At 75.2% G+C, this 18,367-nt stretch carries 7 protein-coding genes and 1 pseudogene; 4 read left to right on the top strand and 4 right to left on the bottom strand.

The window, feature by feature from the left end:
- The first annotated feature begins 120 nt into the window (after positions 1-120).
- The 3 genes and pseudogenes from LCD31_RS17200 to LCD31_RS17190 all read left to right on the top strand — a co-directional run bounded on the left by LCD31_RS17200 (position 121) and on the right by LCD31_RS17190 (position 10,704).
- Positions 121-3,267, top strand: a complete 3,147-nt coding sequence (locus LCD31_RS17200; RefSeq protein ID WP_224966412.1) for an SDR family NAD(P)-dependent oxidoreductase — start codon at positions 121-123, stop codon at positions 3,265-3,267.
- A 90-nt stretch (positions 3,268-3,357) separates the two neighbouring features.
- Positions 3,358-9,435 (top strand): annotated as a pseudogene (locus LCD31_RS17195) (SDR family NAD(P)-dependent oxidoreductase); the annotation flags it as partial.
- 81 nt (positions 9,436-9,516) lie between these two features.
- Positions 9,517-10,704, top strand: a complete 1,188-nt coding sequence (locus tag LCD31_RS17190; protein WP_224959397.1) for a cytochrome P450 — start codon at positions 9,517-9,519, stop codon at positions 10,702-10,704.
- 383 nt (positions 10,705-11,087) lie between these two features.
- On the opposite strand, the gene LCD31_RS17185 is transcribed toward LCD31_RS17190, so the two are convergent.
- The 4 genes from LCD31_RS17185 to LCD31_RS17170 are packed head-to-tail and all read right to left on the bottom strand — an operon-like array spanning position 11,088 to position 14,966.
- Positions 11,088-11,285: a ferredoxin gene (locus LCD31_RS17185; protein ID WP_224959396.1), complete on the bottom strand. Its 198-nt coding sequence runs from the start codon at positions 11,283-11,285 to the stop codon at positions 11,088-11,090.
- A gap of 28 nt (positions 11,286-11,313) precedes the next feature.
- Positions 11,314-12,480 (bottom strand): cytochrome P450, encoded by a 1,167-nt coding sequence (locus LCD31_RS17180; protein ID WP_224959395.1) that lies wholly within the window; start codon positions 12,478-12,480, stop codon positions 11,314-11,316.
- Between the two features lie 30 nt (positions 12,481-12,510).
- Positions 12,511-13,563: a DegT/DnrJ/EryC1/StrS aminotransferase family protein gene (locus LCD31_RS17175; RefSeq protein WP_224959394.1), complete on the bottom strand. Its 1,053-nt coding sequence runs from the start codon at positions 13,561-13,563 to the stop codon at positions 12,511-12,513.
- Entirely contained in the window at positions 13,563-14,966 is a 1,404-nt protein-coding gene (locus LCD31_RS17170; RefSeq protein ID WP_224959393.1) for a glycosyltransferase, read from the bottom strand. The genes LCD31_RS17175 and LCD31_RS17170 overlap by 1 nt, the downstream gene beginning before the upstream one ends.
- 197 nt (positions 14,967-15,163) lie before the next feature.
- Between LCD31_RS17170 and LCD31_RS17165 the strand changes: the two genes are divergently transcribed.
- Positions 15,164-18,328 (top strand): type I polyketide synthase, encoded by a 3,165-nt coding sequence (locus LCD31_RS17165; protein ID WP_224959392.1) that lies wholly within the window; start codon positions 15,164-15,166, stop codon positions 18,326-18,328.
- Positions 18,329-18,367: the final 39 nt, after the last annotated feature.

Here is an 18,367-nt window from a genome sequence, read left to right as displayed (position 1 = left end):
TCGGCGCCGCCCCCCCCGCGGGGGGGGGGGGGGGGGGGGGCCGGGGGTCGGGCCCCCCCCCCCCCCCCCCCGGGGGGGGGGGGGGGGGGGGGGCGCCCCCCCCCCCGCGGCCGGGATTCCGTGCGGCTGGTCGCCGCCGACCCGCAGGGCATCCCGGTGCTGTCGGTGGACTCCCTGGTGCTGCGCGAGGCCGGTCCGGCCGCGGCGGCATCCGCCGGGCAGGACGAGCTGAACTCGCTGTTCCACGTCGACTGGGTGCCGCACCGCGGCGCCGCCGCGACCTCGCCCGCCGCGCGCTGGGCGGTGCTGGGCCCGGACGAGTTCGGTCTCGGCGTCCCGGAGGTGGTCGCCTCCCTCGCCGAGCTGCCGGACCCGGTGCCGGACTTCGTGGCGGTCCCGCTGCGCGGTGCGCGGACGAGCCCGGACGAGGTGCGCGCGTTGAACGGACGGGTGCTGGAGCTGGTCCGGCAGTGGCTCGCGGAGGACCGGTTCGCGGCCGCCCGGCTGGTGTTCGTCACCCGCGGCGCGGTGGCCGACGGCCCCGGCGCGGACCTCGCGGCGGCTTCCGCGTGGGGCCTGGTGCGGTCCGCGCAGGCCGAGCACCCGGGCCGGTTCCTGCTGCTCGACCTGGACGACCAGGGCGGCTCCGGCGGCGCGGGCGACCTGAACGGCTCGGGCGAGCTGGGCGGCTCGGGCGAGCTGGGCGGCTCGGACGACCTGGGCACCGCGAGTGGCGCGGCGCGCAGCGGTGCCGGGCCGGACGGCGCGGTGCCCGGCGGTTCCGCCGCCGCGGTGCCCGCGGTGGTACCGGGGCTGGTCGCCGCCGACGAACCGCAAGCCGTGCTCCGCGGCGGCGAACCGCACGTGGCGCGGCGGGCGCCGCGGGCCACCGCGGGCTCGCTCGTCCCGCCCGCCGGGACGCCCTGGCACCTGGACAGCGCGGCCGGGGGCAGCCTGGACGACCTCGAACTCGTCCCGTTCCCGCAGGCCGCGGAACCGCTGACCGGTCGGGACGTGCGGGTGCGGATCGAAGCCGCCGGGGTGAACTTCCGGGACGTGCTCAACGCGCTCGGCATGTACCCGGGCGAGGCGGGTCCGTTCGGCTCGGAGGCGGCCGGGGTCGTGGTGGACACCGGCCCCGAAGTCGTCGACCTGCGGCCCGGAGATCGGGTGCTGGGCATGGTCTTCGGCGGTTTCGGTCCACTGGGGACGGTCGACGAGCGGTTCCTGGCGCGGATACCCGCGGCGTGGTCCTGGCCGACCGCCGCTTCGGTGCCGCTGGTCTTCCTCACCGCCTACCACGGCCTGGTGGATCTGGCGGGCTTGCGCGCCGGCGAGAAGGTGCTCGTGCACGCGGGAGCGGGCGGCGTGGGCATGGCGGCGATCCAGCTGGCCCACCACCTCGGGGCGGAGGTGTTCGCCACCGCCAGCGAGGGCAAGCAGCACGTGCTGCGGTCGCTGGGCGTCGCGGACGACCACATCGCCTCCTCCCGCGACACCGCCTTCGAGGCGGCGTTCGCGCGGGTCGCCGGGGACGGCGGCATCGACGTGGTGCTCAACGCGCTGTCCGGGGAGTTCATCGACGCCTCGCTGCGGTTGCAGCCCAGCGGCGGCCGGTTCATCGAGATGGGCAAGACGGACCTGCGCGCGGACGTGCCCGGGGTGCGGTACCGCTCGTTCGACCTCGGGCTGGTCGACCCGGACCGCATCCAGGAGATGCTGCGCGCGGTGCTCGGCCTGTTCGACTCCGGCGCGCTGCGGCCGCTGCCGGTGCGGACCTGGGACGTGCGGCGGGCGCCGGAGGCGTTCCGGCACATGAGCCTCGCCCGGCACACCGGCAAGATCGTGCTCACCGTCCCGCGCGGCTGGGACCCGGACGGCACCGTGCTGATCACCGGAGGCACCGGCGGGCTCGGGGCGGAACTCGCCCGGCACCTCGTCGCCGAACGCGGCGTCCGGCACCTGCTGCTGGCGAGCCGCCGCGGCCCGGAGGCGCCCGGTGCGGCGGAGCTGCGCGCCGAACTCGCCGAGCACGGCGCCGAGGTCGTCCTCGCCGCCTGCGACGTGGCGGACCGGGACGCCGCCCGCGAGCTGGTGGGCGCGGTGCCCGCCGCGCACCCGCTGACCGCGGTGGTGCACACCGCGGGCGTCCTTGACGACGGGATCGTCGACGCGTTGACCCCGCAGCGGCTGGACGCGGTGCTGCGACCGAAGGTGGACGGGGCGTGGCACCTGCACGAGCTCACCGCCGACCTGGACCTGGCGGCGTTCGTCGTCTACTCCTCGGTGTCCGGGGTGCTGGGTAGCGCCGGGCAGGCCAACTACGCGGCGGGCAACGTGTTCCTGGACGCCCTCGCTCGGTACCGCCGGTCGCGCGGGCTGCCCGCGACGTCCCTCGCGTGGGGGGCGTGGGAGCAGGGCGTCGGCATGACCGCGGGGCTCGACGAGCGGGACCTGCGCCGCATCGGCGACAACGGGATGCCGCCGCTGCCGGTCGAGCGCGGGCTGGCCCTGTTCGACACCGCGATCGGCGCGGACGAACCGCTGGTGGTGCCGCTGGGCATCGGCTCGGCCGCGCCCCGCGCCCAGGGAGAGGTGCCCGCACTGCTGCGCGGACTGGTGCGCTCGACGCGCCGGTCGGCGGCGGCCGCGGACCCCGCCGCGGAGCGGGCCGGGCTCGCCGAGCGCCTCGCCGGACTGCGCGGCCCGGAGCGCGAGCAGGAGCTGGTGCTGCTGGTCCGCGATGCGGCCGCCGCAGTGCTCGGCCACGGCTCGGCGGCGGAGATCGGTGCGGAGCGGGAGTTCCGCCGCATCGGGTTCGACTCGCTCACCGCCGTGGAACTGCGCAACCGGCTCGCCGCGACGACCGGGGTGCGGCTGCCCTCCACGCTGGTCTTCGACCACCCGACGCCGCTCGCGGTGGCGGGAGTGCTCGCCGCCGTGCTCGGCGGCGCGGACGACGCCGACCACGCGGGCGGACCCGCCGGACCCGGCGGCCCGAACCGCTCCGCCGGACTGGGCGGGACGGCGCTGCTCGCCGAGCTGGACCACTTGGAGCACGCCCTCGCCGCCGCCGAGTCCGGCGCCGAGTTCCGCCGCGAGGTCACCACCCGGTTGCACGGCCTGCTGGAGCGCTACGGCGACGCCGCGCGGCACGGCGACGAGGAGACCGCGGAACCCGCGGTGGGCGAGCGCATCCAAGGGGCGAGCGCCGACGACCTGCTGACGTTCATCGACAACGAGCTCGGCAGGCGCACCCAGCCCTGACCGCAGCCCGCCGACACCGAACCGGACCCGTGCCGTGGCGCCGCGCGCGCCACCGCGGTCGTTCGCAGAGAGGAACCGACGATGCCGGACGAAAGCACTCTCGTCGATTACCTGAAGTGGGTCACCGCTGATCTGCACGAGACGCGCCAACGCCTGCACGAGGCGGAGACCGGCAGGCACGAGCCGGTGGCGATCGTCGGCATGGCCTGCCGGTTCCCCGGCGCCGACTCGCCGGAGCGGCTGTGGGAGCTGCTGTCGGCGGGCGAGGACGCGATCTCCGGGTTCCCCGCAGACCGCGGCTGGGACCTGGCGGCGCTCGGCGAGGGGCGCAGCGCCACCGGCCGCGGCGGGTTCCTGCCCGGTGCCGCCGACTTCGACCCGGGCTTCTTCGACATCTCCCCGCGCGAGGCGCTCGCGATGGACCCGCAGCAGCGGCACGCGCTGGAGGTGTCCTGGGAGGCGCTGGAGCGGGCCGGGATCGACCCGAAGTCGTTGCGGGGCAGCCGGACCGGGGTGTTCGTCGGCACCACCGGGCAGGACTACATCCACCTGGTGCTCGCCTCCGGCGAGGACCTGGAGGGGCACGCGTCGACCGGGATGGCGGCCAGCGTGCTCTCCGGCCGGGTGGCGTTCGCGCTGGGGCTGGAGGGCCCGGCGCTGACCGTGGACACCGCCTGCTCCTCCTCGCTGGTGGCGCTGCACCTGGCCGCGCAGGCGGTGCGCACCGGGGAGTGCTCGCTGGCGCTGGCCGGCGGCGTCACGATCATGACGACCTCGGCGAACTTCTCCTCGTTCAGCAGGCAGGGCGGGCTGGCGCCGGACGGGTTGTGCAAGGCGTTCTCCACCGACGCGGACGGCACCGCCTGGTCCGAGGGCGTCGGGATGCTCGCGGTCGAAACCCTCTCCGAAGCCCGGCGGCACGGGCACCGGGTGCTGGCGGTGCTGCGGGGCAGCGCGGTGAACCAGGACGGCGCGTCGAACGGCCTGACCGCGCCGAACGGACCCGCGCAGCAGCGGGTGATCCGCCAGGCCCTCGCCGGCGCCGATCTGTCCACTTCGGACGTGGACGTGGTGGAGGCGCACGGCACCGGGACCCGGCTGGGCGACCCGATCGAGGCGCAGGCGCTGCTGGCCACCTACGGGCGGGACCGGGAGCGGCCGCTGCTGCTGGGATCGGTCAAGTCGAACCTGGGGCACACCCAGGCCGCCGCGGGCGTCGCGGGCGTGATCAAGGTGGTGCAGGCGATGCGGCACGGCGAGCTGCCGCCGACGCTGCACGTGCGCAGCCCGTCCGAGCACGTGGACTGGGACACCGGTGCCGTCGAGCTGGCGACCGGCCGCACCGCGTGGCCCGCCACCGGGCATCCGCGCCGCGCCGGGGTGTCCTCGTTCGGGATCAGCGGCACCAACGCGCACGTGGTCCTGGAGCAGGCACCGGAGCCGCCGGAACCGGAACCCGAGCAGGTGCCGCGCCCGGCCGCGGTGCCGTGGCCGGTGTCCGGCCGCACCCCGGCCGCGTTGCGGGCCCAGCTGGACCGGCTCGCCGACTTCCGGGCCGAGCACCCGGGGTGCGACCGCCTCGACGTGGCGCGGTCGCTGGCGACCGGCCGGTCCGCCTTCGAACACCGGGCGGTGCTGCTGGCCACCGACGACGGCGTCGAGGAGGTGGCGCGCGGGGCGGTGGCCGCCGATCCGGGCAAGCTGGCGGTGCTGTTCTCCGGGCAGGGTTCGCAGCGGCTCGGCATGGGCCGCGAGCTGCACGCCCGGTTCCCGGTGTTCGCCGCGGCGCTGGACGCCGTGCTGGCGGAGCTGGACCGGCACCGCGACGACCCCCTGCGCGAGGTGATCTGGGGCGACGACCCGGCGGCGCTGGCGGACACCGGCAACACCCAGCCCGCGCTGTTCGCCGTCGAGGTGGCGCTGTACCGGCTGGCCGAGTCCTTCGGCGTGCGGGCCGACCTGCTCGGCGGCCACTCGGTGGGGGAGATCGCGGCCGCGCACGTCGCTGGCGTGTTCGCGCTCCCGGACGCCGCGAAGCTGGTGTCCGCCCGAGCCCGGCTGATGAGCCGGTTGCCCGCCGGGGGCGCGATGGTCGCGGTGCAGGCGAGCGAGACCGAAGTCGCGCCGTGGTGCACCGGCGCCACCGCGATCGCCGCGATCAACGGACCGCGGTCGACCGTGGTGTCCGGTGACGAGCGGGGCGTGCAGCACGTGATCGACCGGGCGCGGGCCGACGGGCGCGCGGCGAAGCGGCTCCGCGTCAGCCACGCGTTCCACTCGCCGCTGGTGGACCCGGTGCTGGCCGAGTTCCGCGCGGTGGTGCGGGAGTTGTCGTTCGCCCCGGCGGAGATCCCGGTCGTGTCCAACCTGACCGGGGAGCGGGCCACCGCGGAGCTGAGCACCCCGGAGTACTGGGTGCGCCACGTCCGGGAGGCGGTGCGCTTCGCCGACGGGGTGCGGGCGCTGTCCGAGGCGGGCGCGCAGACCTTCCTGGAACTGGGGCCGGACGGCTCGCTGTGCGCGATGGCCCAGGAGTCGCTGCCCACGACCGCGGTGGAAGTGCCCGCGCTGCGCCGGGGCCGCCCGGAGGAGGCGGCGTTCATGACCGCGCTCTCCCGGTTGCACGTGCGCGGACTGCGGGTGGATTGGGCGGAGCTGTTCGCCGGAACCGGGGCGCGCCGCGTCGACCTGCCCACCTACGCCTTCCAGCACGAGCGGTTCTGGCCCGCGCCGTCGGCCGGAGCCGCGGACGCGGCCGGGCTGGGGTTGCGCGCGGTGCACCACCCGGTGCTCGGCGCCGCGGTGGGGCTGGCCGGTTCCGGCGCGGTGGTGCTGACCGGCCGGATCGCGGCGGACGCGGCGCGCGGCGTCGTGCCGGCGGCCGCGTTCGCGGAGCTGGCGCTGCGGGCGGCCGACGAGGTGGGCTGCGACCAGGTGGCGGAGCTGGTGCTGGGCGCCGAACCGGTGTCCGCGGCGGAACCGGTCGCGGTGCAGCTGCGGATCGAGGAGGCCGACGGGTCCGGCCACCGGGAGTTCGCGGTGCACACCCGGCCCGCGGCGGCCGAGGACGCCGAGCGGGTCGAGCGCGGCACCGGCGTGCTGGCCGCGGCGGCCGCACCGGAGGTCGACTTCGACGGGGAGCCGCCCGCCGGGGCCGAACCGCTGTCGCGGGACGAGCCGTTCGAGGTGCTGCACCGGGACGGAGCCGTGTTCGCCGAGGTCGCGCTGCCCGCGGGAGTGCCCGCCGCGGGCCACGACCTGCACCCCGCGCTGCTGGACGCGGTGGCCCGCGTCGCCGCGGCCGTGCCCGGTGCGGGCGGCGCGCGCGCCACCCGCTGGAGCGGGATGTCCTTGCACGCCACCGGTGCCGAGGTGTTGCGCGTGCGGGCGCGCCCCGGCGCGGACGGGGCCGAGGTCGTCGCCGTCGACGGCCGGGGGAACCCGGTGCTGGTGGTGGCCTCGCTGCACCACGACGGGGAAACCCCGGCCGCTCCCCGGGAACCGGACACCGCCGCGGCCGCCGCGGACGTGGACGTGTCCCGCTCGCTGTTCGGGCTGAACTGGGTTCCCGGCCCCGCGCCGAAGCCGGTCGGCGGGCGGCGCTGGGCGATCGTCGGCGGCGACGAGTTCGACCTGGCGTACGCGCTGCACCGCGCGGACGAGGCGGTGGTGGGCTACGGCGAGTCGCTGTCGGACCTGACGCGCGGCGGCACCGCACCGGACGTGTTCCTGGTCCCGGTGACCGGCGGTGCCGCGGCGGAACCGGACGCGGTGCACGAGCTGGCCCGCCGTGCGCTCGCCCTGCTCCAGGAGTGGCAGTCCGACCAGCGGCTCACCGGTTCGCACCTGGTGTTCGTCACCCGGGGCGCGGTGTCGGTGTCCGGCGAGGCGCTTGCGGACGTGGCCGCGGCGGCGGTGTGGGGCCTGGTGCGGTCCGCGCAGGCCGAGGAGCCCGCGGGGCGGTTGCTGCTGATCGATCTGGACGACGCGTTCACCTCGGCGGCGGTGCTGCCCGGGTTGCTGGGCGCCGAGGAACCGCAGCTCGCGGTGCGCCAGCGGGAGGTCCGGGTGGCACGCCTGGTGCCGCTGCCCGCGGCCGGGCACGCTGTGGAGTCCACAGTGGACGATTCTGGTGGCGGTGCGGGCGCGGTGAACGGCGGTGGCTCGACGGCCGCGCGGCGTCGCGACCCGGCGGCACCCGCGAACTGGCATCCCGAGGGCACCGTGCTCATCACCGGCGGCACCGGTGGGCTCGGCGCCGAACTGGCCCGGCACCTGGTCGCCGAGCACGGCATCCGGCACCTGGTGCTGGCGAGCCGCCGCGGTCCGGCGGCACCGGGCGCGCTGGAGCTGCGCGCGGAGCTCACCGCGCACGGCGCCGAGGTGCGGATCGCCGCCTGCGACGCGGCGGACGCGGCGGCGGTGGCCGGGCTGCTGGCCGAGATCCCCGCCGCGCACCCGCTCACCGCCGTGGTGCACACCGCGGGCGTGCTCGACGACGGCGCGATCGGCTCGCTCACCGCCGACCGGCTGGACCGGGTGCTGCGGCCGAAGGTGGACGCCGCGTGGCGGCTGCACGAGGCGACCCGGGACCGGGACCTGGCCGCGTTCCTGCTGTACTCCTCGGTCTCCGGCGTGATGGGCGGCCCCGGCCAGGGGAACTACGCGGCCGCCAACGCCTTCCTGGACGCCCTGGCGCAGCACCGCCGCGCGCAGGGCCTGCCCGCGCAGTCGCTCGCCTGGGGGCCGTGGGCGCCGGCGAGCGGGATGACCGCCGCGCTCACCGAGGCAGACCGGGAGCGGATGGCCGGGTCCGGGCTGCCGCCGCTGTCCGCGGCGCAGGGCCTGGCGCTGTTCGACGCCGCGCGCACCCGGGACGAGGCCCTGGTGGTGCCGATCCGCACGAACGCCACGGGCATGCGCGGGCAGGGGCACGTGCCGCCGGTGCTGCGGGAGCTGATCCCCGCGTCCCGCCGCCCCGCCGCGGCGGCGCGCGGTTCCGCGGGCTCGCGGGGCGAGCGGATCGCCGCGGCCGACGGCGCGGACCGGCACCGGCTGCTCACCGAGCTGGTGGTGGAGCACGCCGCCGCCGTGCTCGGGCACCGGGACGCGGCCGCGGTCGACCAGGAACGGGACTTCCTGGAACTGGGCTTCGATTCGCTGATCGCCGTCGAGCTGCGCAACCGGGTGGGGGAGGAGCTGGACCTGCGGCTGGCGGCTTCGGTCGTGTTCGATGCCAGGACCCCGGACGCGCTGGCCCGGTGGCTGGGCGGCGAACTCGACGCGCGGGTCGCGCCCGCCGCGGGCGGGGCCCGGTCCCAGGGCGGGCCGAACGACACCCTGGTGAACCTGTTCCTGTCCGGCGTGCACTGCGGCAAGCGCAAGGAGTCGATGCGGATGCTGGGCGCGGTCGCCGCGACCCGCCCGACCTTCGAGACGCCCGCCGAGCTGGCCGAGCTGCCCGAGCCGGTGACGCTGGCCGACGGCCCGACCGATCCGCGGCTGATCTGCGTGAGCTCGCCGGGCGCGACCGGCGGGGTGCACCAGTACGCGCGGATCGCCGCGCACTTCCGCGGGATCCGGCACGTCTCGGCGCTGCCGCTGGTCGGTTTCGGGTCGGGGGAGGCGCTGCCGGAGCACGGCGCGGCGGCGGTCCGCTCGGTCGCGGAGAGCGCGCTGCACGGCAGCGACGGCGATCCGTTCGTGCTGATCGGGCACTCCACCGGCGGCACCATCGCCTACCACGCGGCGGGCCTGCTGGAGGACACCTGGGGCGTGCGTCCCGAGGCGGTGGTCCTGCTGGACACGCTGAGCCTGCGCTACGACGACAACGACGACATCGACTACGACGAGGTGGCGAACTACTACCTGGCCGACATCGATTCCCCGTCGGTGAACCTCAACAGCGCCCGGCTCTCGGCGATGGTGCACTGGTACAACAAGGTCGCCGCGTTCGCGGACGCCCCGGTGACCACCGCGCCGACCTTGCTGGTGCGCTGCTCGGTGCCCGTCCCGGGCAGCCGCGGCACGAAGGCGCCGCCGGTGATCGACACCGATGCGGTGCGGACCATCGAGGCCGACCACCTCTCGCTGGCCAAGGAGCACTCGGAGCTGACCGCGCAGGTGGTGCGCGACTGGCTCGCCGAGCTGGTGCCCGCCCGAACCTGATCCCCTCGCCGGCCCGCCGCTCCCCGCGCGGCGCCCCGCAGGTTGTCCGCGCAGTCGATCCGTACAGCGGAGGAATCGCCCATGAGTCAATCCCTCGACCTGCCGAAGCTGGGCACCGGTCCCTCGGCCATGCTCCGCCCGCCGAAGGAGCTGCGGGACCTGCAGGAACAGGCTCCGGTCTGCAAGGTGCGCACGCCCGCCGGGGACGAGGCGTGGCTGGTGACCCGGCACGAAGAGGTCAAGCAGCTGCTCAAGGACGAGCGGATCAACCGCTCGCACCCCGATCCGCCCTCGGCGCCCCGCTACGTGGACACCCCGTTCTTCAACTTGCTGATCACCGATTCCGACCCGGCGGAGGCGACCCGGCTGCACCGGGAGATGCGGTCGCTGCTGACACCGAGCTTCTCCGCCCGCAGGCTGGCCCGGCTGCGCCCGAAGGTGGTGGAGCTGGCCGAGGAGATGGTGCAGGCGCTGGTGGACAAGGGTCCGCCGGTCGACCTGCACGCCGAGTTCTCCCAGCCGTTCGCGCTGCAGGTGCTCTACGAGCTGATCGGCGTGCCGCCGGAGGACCGGATGCACATCGTGCGGATGCTGGGCCGGATGGCGGTGCTCGGCGACCCCGCGGCCGCGGAGGAGGGCGCCGCCGAGCTGTTCGGCTACATCTCCGAGCTGGTGGGCCGCAAGCGCGGCGACCCGGGCGAGGACGTGATCTCCCGGCTCTGCGAGGCGGGCCTGGACGACGAGCGGATCGGCACCCTCGCCGCCGGCGTGCTGTTCGCCGGATTGGACAGCGTGATCAGCCACATCGACGTCGGCGTGCTGGTGCTGGCGGGCAACCCGGACAAGCGGGACGCCGCGATGCGCGACGCCGGCACGATGGCGATCGCGGTGGAGGAGGTGCTGCGCGCGGCGAAGGCGGGCAGCTCGATGCTGCCGCGCTGGGCGGCCGAGGACGTGGAGATCGGTGGGGTGACGATCCGGACCGGCGAGCTGGTGCTGCTGGACTTCACGCTGTCCAACTTCGACGAGCGCGCCTTCGAGGACCCGGAGCGCTTCGACGTGGGCCGGGTGCCGAACCCGCACCTGACCTTCGGGCACGGGGTGTGGCACTGCATCGGGGCCCCGCTGGCGCGCGTGGAGCTGCAGACGGCGTTCAGCACGCTGTTCGGCCGCATCCCGAACCTGCAGGTCGCGGTCGCGCCGGAGGACCTGAAGCTGGAGAGCGGCCAGCTCTCCGGCGGCGTCCTGGAACTGCCGATCACCTGGTGAGCGGGCGGGTGCCGCGGCGGAACGCCCCGCCGCGGCGCCCCCGGGCCGGCGCGGTGGCGCCGCGCGGCCGATGCGGACGCGGCCGCTGGATGCCCGGTCGGCGAGTGCCCAACCGACGGGTGCCCAGCCGACGGGTGCCCAGCCGGCGGGTGCGCGGCCGAAGAGTTCGCGGCCGACGGGTGCCCGGCCGAGGGCGGCAGGGCCGACGAGGGTGCGGGCGAAGGCGCGGACGAGGTGCCGCGCGGCGAGTGCGGTGCTCCGGAGATCCATACCTCCGATGCTGCCCGCGTCGAACACGGGTTCGCATCGCTGGATCGGGCGTGACTCGGACGGGGGACAACCCACCCGCCGCAACGGGTGGGCCGCCCACCTGCGGTGGAGCCTCAGGCCTCTTCGACGGTGATCGCCTGCGACGGGCAGATCAGGGCCGCCTGGCGCACGTCGTCCGCGTGCTCCGCGCCGGGCGTCTCGTCGAGCAGCGTCACGACGCCGTCGTCGTCCTGGTCGAACACGTCGGGCGCGGACAGCACGCACTGTCCGGCACCGACGCAGCGGTCCTTGTCCGCGGTGATCTTGAGCATGGCTGTCTCCTTCGGGAACGGTGCGTGGTCACCAGCGGACCGGCAGTGAGTGCAGCCCGAACAGCACGCCGTCGTACTTGAAGGGCAACTCCTCCACCGGTACCGCCGGTTCCAGCTTAGGGATGCGCTCGAACAGGACCCGGTACGCGAGGTCCATCTCCCCGCGCACCAGGTTCTGCCCGAGGCACTGGTGCACCCCGTAGCCGAAGGCCACGTGGTGCCGCGCGGCGCGCGTCGGGTCGAAGCGGTGCGGGCAGCCGAAGGCGGCCTCGTCGTGGTTGGCGGCGGCGACCAGCGGGACGATGCCCTCGCCCTTCGCGATGCGCTGGCCGCTGATCTCCAGGTCGTCGACGGCGACCCGCAGCGCCACCAGGTCGGCCACCGAGTGCAGCCGCAGCAGCTCCTCGACGATGCCGTCGGCGCGGATCCACTCGGGGTGCAGCAGCAGCGTCAGCACGCCCAGCGAGATGTTGTTCGCGGTCGTCTCGTGCCCGGCGATGAGCAGCAGCATCGCGACGCCGGACAGCTCGGCGGCGGACATGGTGCCCACCGCGAGCAGCCGGCTGATCAGGTCGTCGCCCGGCCGCTTCTCCTTGATCGAGATGAGCCTGCCGAGGTAGCGCAGCAGCTCCGTGGTGGCGGCCTCGCGCTCCTGGTCGGTGGCGGTGGTGCTGACCAGCGTCCGGGTCTTGGCCTCGAAGAAGTCCCGGTCCGCCTTCGGCACCCCGAGCAGGCTGGAGATCACCAGCGACGGCACCGGCAGCGCGAAGTCCGCCACCAGGTCCGCGGTATCGCCCGCGGCGAGCATGGCGTCCACCCGGTCCTGCACGACCTGCTCGATGGCGGGGCGCATGTCCCGGATGCGGCGCACCGAGAACTCGGAGATCAGCGTCTTGCGGAACCGGTCGTGGTCGGGCGGGTCGAGCGCCACGAACCAGCCGGGCATGGTGTCGGGGGAGGGCACGCCACCGGTCTTGCCGAGCAGGCTGGGGAACCCCTCGTGCGTCGGGTTGGAGCTGACGCGCGGGTCGGTGAGCACGGTGCGCACGTCCTCGTGCCGCGTCACCAGCCACACGACGGCGCCGGTGGGCAGCCGGGCGCGCACCAGCCCGGGCCGCGCGCGGAAGTCGGCGTACTCGGCGGGCGGGAACGACGCGCCGGGGCGGCGCATCGGGAAGTCGACCACGTCGGACATGATCCGCACTCCATCGTCGTCTGCTGGTGGTCAGTTCCGGCCGTAGAACTCGCGGATGCGGGCCACGACGTGCTCCTGGTCGGCGGCGGTGAGCCCGGTGTAGGTGGGCAGGTAGAGCCCGTCCGCGCTGAGCCGGGCGGCGTTGAGCTCGGGCCAGGCGGCGTCGAAGTAGCCGGGCTGGCGGCTCATCGGCTTGAAGAACAGCCGGGTCTCGATGCCGTGCTCGGCGAGGTGGGCGCGCAGCCCCTCGCGGTCGCGGGCGCGCAGGTCGTACATCCACAGCACGTCGCGCGGCGGCATCAGCCCGATGCCGTCGACGTCGCGCAACCCCTCGTCGTAGCGCTGCTCGATCTCCTTCCGCAGTGCGAGGATCTCGTCGAGCCGTTCGGTCTGGGCGAGGGCGACGGCGGCCTGCATCGCGGTCATCCGGAAGTTGTAGGCCAGCTTCTTGTGCAGGAAGCCGTGATCCGCGGTGAAGGCCATGCCGCGCAGGTGCGCGAGCTGCCCGGCCAGCCACGGGTCGCCGGTGAGGCAGATCCCGCCCTCCCCGGCCGTAATGATCTTGTTGGCGAACAGCGAGAAGCAGGCGATGTCGGCGACCGGCGGTACCCCGTGCGCTTCCGCGGAGTCCTCCACGACGCGCAGGCCGTACTGGTGCGCCAGCTCCATGATCGGGTCCATCGCGCAGCGCCTGCCGTACACGTGCACGGGCATGATCACCTTGGTGCGCGGGGTGATCTTCTCCTCGATGCGGTCCACGTCGATGTTCAGGTCGTCGCCGCAGTCCACGAACACCGGGGTCGCGCCGTGGTAGGTGACCGCCCAGGCGGAGGCGATCATGGTGAACTCGGGGACGATGACCTCGTCGCCGGGCCCGACCCCGAGCGCGCGCAGCGCCAGCGTCAGCGCCGTGGTGCCCGAGGAGCAGGCCACGCCGTGCGCGGACCCGTGCCTGCGGGCGAACTCCTCCTCGAAGCGCGGCACGAACGGGCCCTGCGAGGAGATCCAGCCCCCGGCGACGGCCTCGGTGACGTACTCCTGCTCGCGGCCCCGCAACCAGGGCTGGGAGACCGGAACGCGCATCACAGCCCCGCCTTCTGCGCGGCGAGCGCGGGCAGGCCGGTCAGCAGGTCCGCGGCCGCCTCCCGGCCACCCGCGTCGCGCAGCAGCTGCCCGAACACCTCGGCGCGGTCCCGGAACGACTGCTCGTCGAGCACCCGGGTGAGCTTGTCCAGCACGTCCGCGACGTCGATCGTCTCCGGCCGGTCCAGGGTGAGGCTCACCCCGAAGTCGCGGCCGCGCACCGCCTGGTCGTCGCAGTCCACCCACAGCGGCCGGACCACCAGCGGCTTGCCGAAGTGCAGGCCTTCGTGGAAGCCGTTGCCGCCCGCGTGGGTGAAGAACAGCCGCACCGAGGGGTGTGCGAGCACGTCCAGCTGCGAGGGCACCCAGGCCTCCACCCGCAGGTTCGCGGGCAGCTCGTCCGCCGGGGGCAGCAGGTGCTGCTGCTCGGCGGGCAGCTTCCACAGCACGTCGGTGCCGCGCTCGCCGAGCCTGCGGGTGACCTCCAGCAGCGAGCGCACCTGCTCGGCGGTGAGCCGCGTGATGGTGCCGAAACCCATGTACACCACGGAATCACGCGCGGACAGCCAGGCGGCGAGCCCGTCGTCCTCGGGCGCCTGCGGCAGCGGCGGCACCATCGTGCCGACCAGCCGCAGGTGCTCGGGGGCGGAGAACGGGTAGTCCAGTTCGGGGACGGAGTAGCACAGCACCAGCTCCGCGTGCTCGATGCGGGACATGAACCCGCCCGCCTCCGGCGCGATGCCCAGCTCGTCGCGGATCCGCTGGTCCCGGGCGGCGCGTTCGCGCAGCTCCTTGGTGAGGAACATGCCGAGCGTGCGGAACTTGAACACCCGGTTCGCGAGCCGCTGCCACGGCGACATCTCGTAGGGCAACCCGGAGTGCGGGACGGGGAAGTCCGGTCCGGTGTAGGACTTCGCGAACGGGATGTGCGAGGTGAGCACGTTGCTCGGCATGAACGGCACGCCCAGCACGAACGGGATGCCCTTGGTGATGGCCAGTTCGCAGCCGTAGGAGCACATGCTCTCCACGACCAGCAGCGCCGGGCGGATCTCCTCGACGGCGGCCTCCAGCGCGCGGTACTTGTCGATGCGCGCCTCGGGGGAGAAGGTGTGCCGGATGACCGCGCGGTGCGCCTTGAAGCGGGACCGCTGCGTGACCTCCCGGTACACCTCGTCGTCCCAGGTGACCGCGGACATCTCCGGGACGACCGGGCCGAGCGGGACGAAGTGCACCGGGCTGTCCACCTGCTGCGCGGCCACCTCGTCGCGCCGGTTGTCGTCGGTGGCGAAGTGCAGGTCGGCGACACCGCGCCGGGACAGCTCCTGCGCCAGCACGAGCAGCGGGTTGAGCAGCCCGCTCTCCGGGTAGCTGACGAACAGGATCGGCCGCCGGGTCGATTCCATGGGCACACCCTCCAGAGTCGGCGTCCCGGCCGGGACGGGGAACTTTCTCCCACAGCGGGGTGCGGGGAATCCTTAGTCCTGCGCCCGCTTCCAGCCCCGCGACCTGCGGCTCTAGGGAAAAGTACAGCGAATCGGCACCTACGCTGCGCACTCGAATGGTGCAGTCCCGCCCGACTTCTCCTGAGGTGGTGCAGCGCATGACGATCCGGCGCACGACGAGCCCGGCCGGTGCCGATCCCGGTGGCGCGGCCGATCCGATCGCGGTGGTGTCGATGGCGTGCCGGTTCCCCGGTGGGGTGCGGTCCCCGGAGGACCTGTGGGAGCTGGTGGGCTCCGATTCCGGTGCGGCGTCGGCGTTTCCGCTCGACCGGGGCTGGGACGTGGACGCGCTGCGCGCGGCCTGTGCGGTGGAGACCGGGGGTTTCCTGCCGGACGCGGCCGGGTTCGACGCGGAGTTCTTCAAGATCTCGCCGCGGGAGGCGCTGGCGATGGATCCGCAGCAGCGGGTGCTGCTGGAGGTCGTCTGGGAGGCGCTGGAGCGCGCCGGGATCGACCCGGAGTCGTTGCGCGGCAGCCGGACCGGCGTGTTCGCGGGCCTGCACGGCCAGGACTACGCGGTGGCCGCGGAAGGCGCGGCGGAGGACGTGAGCGGGCACGCGGTGACCGGGTTCTCGCCCGCGGTCGCCGCCGGCCGGGTGGCGTACCTGCTGGGGTTGTCCGGTCCGGCGCTGGCGGTGGACACGGCGTCCTCGTCGTCGCTGGTGGCGGTGCACGTGGCGGCGCGGTCGCTGGCGGCGGGCGAGTGCGAACTGGCGCTGGTGGCGGGGGTGTCGGTGATGTCCACGCCCGCCGCGTTCGTCGGCTACTCGCGGCAGGGCGGGCTGGCCGCCGACGGTCGCTGCAAGCCGTTCTCCGCCGACGCGGACGGCACGGCCTGGTCGGAGGGCGCCGGGGTGGTGCTGCTGGAACCGCTGTCGCGGGCGCGCGAGCACGGACACGAGGTGCTGGCGCTGCTGCGCGGGTCGGCGGTGAACTCCGACGGCGCCTCGACCGGTCTGACCGCGCCGAGCGGGGCGGCGCAGCGCGCGGTGATCCGGGACGCGCTCGCCGCCGCCGGACTCGAACCGTCCGATGTGGACGTGGTGGAGGCGCACGGCACCGGGACCCCCGTGGGCGATCCGGTGGAGGCCGAGGCACTGCTGGCGACCTACGGGCAGGACCGGGAGGTGCCGCTGCTGCTGGGATCGCTGAAGGGCCACCTGGGACACGCGCAGGCCGCCGCCGGCATGGCCGGGTTGATCAAATCGGTGCTGGCGCTGAGCCGGGACCGGCTGCCGGGCATCCGGAACCTGCGCGCCCCGACCACCGAGGTGGACTGGACCGCGGGTGCGGTGGAGGTGCTGGCCGGGCCCGCGCCGTGGCCGCGCACCGACCGGGTGCGCCGCGCCGGGGTGTCCTCGTTCGGCATCAGCGGGACGAACGCGCACGTCATCGTGGAACGACCGGAGCCGGTCGAGCAGGCGGAGCCGGCTGCCGAGATCGAGCCGGCGGCGGTGCCGCTGCCGGTGTCGGCGCGCTCGGCCGGGGCGTTGGAGGAGCTGGTCGCCCAGGTCGCGGACCTGGCCGACGGGAGCTCGGGCCCCCCGGTGGACCTGGGCTGGTCGCTGGCGACGCGGCGGCACCTCTTCGAGCGGCGCGCGGTGCTGCTGAGCACCGCGGACGGCACGGCCGAGGTGGCGCGCGGGACCGCCGAGGACGGGCCGCTGGCGGTGCTGTTCTCCGGGCAGGGTTCGCAGCGGCTCGGCATGGGCCGCGAGCTGCACGCCCGGTTCCCGGTGTTCGCCGCGGCCTTCGACGAGGTCCTCGCCGAGCTGGACCCGCACCTGGAGCGGCCGCTGCGCGAGGTGGTGTGGGGCGCCGACCAGGCCGCGCTGGACGGGACGGGGTGCGCGCAGCCCGCGCTGTTCGCGGTCGAGGTCGCGCTGTTCCGCCTCGCCGAGTCGCACGGCATCCGCCCCGGCCACGTGGGTGGCCATTCGGTCGGCGAGGTGACCGCCGCGCACGTCTCCGGTGCGCTGCCGCTGCCGGACGCGGCGGCGCTGATCGCGGCCCGGGGCCGGTTGATGCAGGCGCTGCCGCCCGGCGGCGCGATGGCCGCGGTGCAGGCGGCGGAGGCGGAGGTGGCCCCGCTGCTCACGGACCGGCTGGGTGTGGCCGCGGTGAACGCGCCGGACGCGGTGGTCGTCTCCGGTGACGCCGAGCAGGTGGCCGCGCTGGCCGAGCATTTCACCGAGCTGGGCCGCAAGGCGAACCGGCTGCGGGTGTCGCACGCCTTCCACTCGCCGTTGGTGGAACCGGTGCTGGCGGAGTTCCGCGAGGTCGTCGCGGGCCTGTCGTTCGCCGAGCCGTCGATCCCGGTGGTGTCCAACCGCACCGGTGCCCTCGCCGGGCCGGGCGAGCTGTCCGATCCGGAGCACTGGGTGCGGCACGTGCGGGAACCGGTGCGGTTCGCCGACGGTGTCGCCGCGCTGCACGCGGCGGGGGTGCGGCGGTTCCTGGAGCTGGGGCCGGACGGCGTGCTGTCCGGGCTGGTGCCGGAGTCGGTGCCGGACGGCCGCGCGGTCGTCGTGCCCGCGTTGCGCCGGGATCGGGACGAGGAGGCGGCGTGGGTGACCGCGCTGGCCCGGCTGCACGTCACCGGCGTCCCGGTGGACTGGTCCGCGGTGTTCGCCGGTACCGGGCCGCGTCCGGTGGCGCTGCCGACCTACCCGTTCCAGCACGAGCGGTTCTGGCCGACGAGGACGACCGCGGGCCCGGTCGCGGCGAGCGCTGCGGGAACCACGGCGCCGCAACGGGTTCCGGAGGTGCCGGACCGGTTCGCCGAGCTGCCGGAGCGCAAGCGGGTGCCGTTCCTGCTGGACCTGGTGCGCGCCGAGGCCGCCGCGGTCCTCGGGCACCGCGACCTCGACCGGGTGGGCGCGGACCGGGTGTTCAAGGAGGCGGGCTTCGAGTCGCTGACCGGCGTGGAGCTGCGGGACAGGCTGGGCGCCGCGACGGGCCTGCGGCTGCCGACCTCGCTGGCGTTCGACCGCCCCACCCCGCGCGCGGTGGCCGAGCACCTCGCCGGGCTGCTCGCCGCCGATCTCCCGACGACGGACCTGACCGCCGAGCTGGCCGACTGGGAACGCCGCCTGGCCGACGTTCCCGCGGACCCGGCGGAGCGGGAACGACTGGCGGCCCACCTGGACCGCCTCGCCGCGCGCCTCCGCGGGGCCCCGCCGAACGACACCGCCGACGACGACGTAGCCGAAGCCTCCCTGGACCGCCTCCTCGACCTCATCGACGAGGAGTTCGTCGCCTGACCCCTTCCTCTCCGTCGTCCCGTCAGCGGCGCAGCCGCT

Source organism: Saccharopolyspora sp. 6M (assembly GCF_020176775.1).
In the GTDB taxonomy this organism is placed as follows: Bacteria; Actinomycetota; Actinomycetes; order Mycobacteriales; family Pseudonocardiaceae; genus Saccharopolyspora_C; species Saccharopolyspora_C gregorii.
The sequence above is the reverse complement of the archived record's forward strand: the minus strand, read 5'-3'. Positions and strand labels throughout refer to the sequence as shown.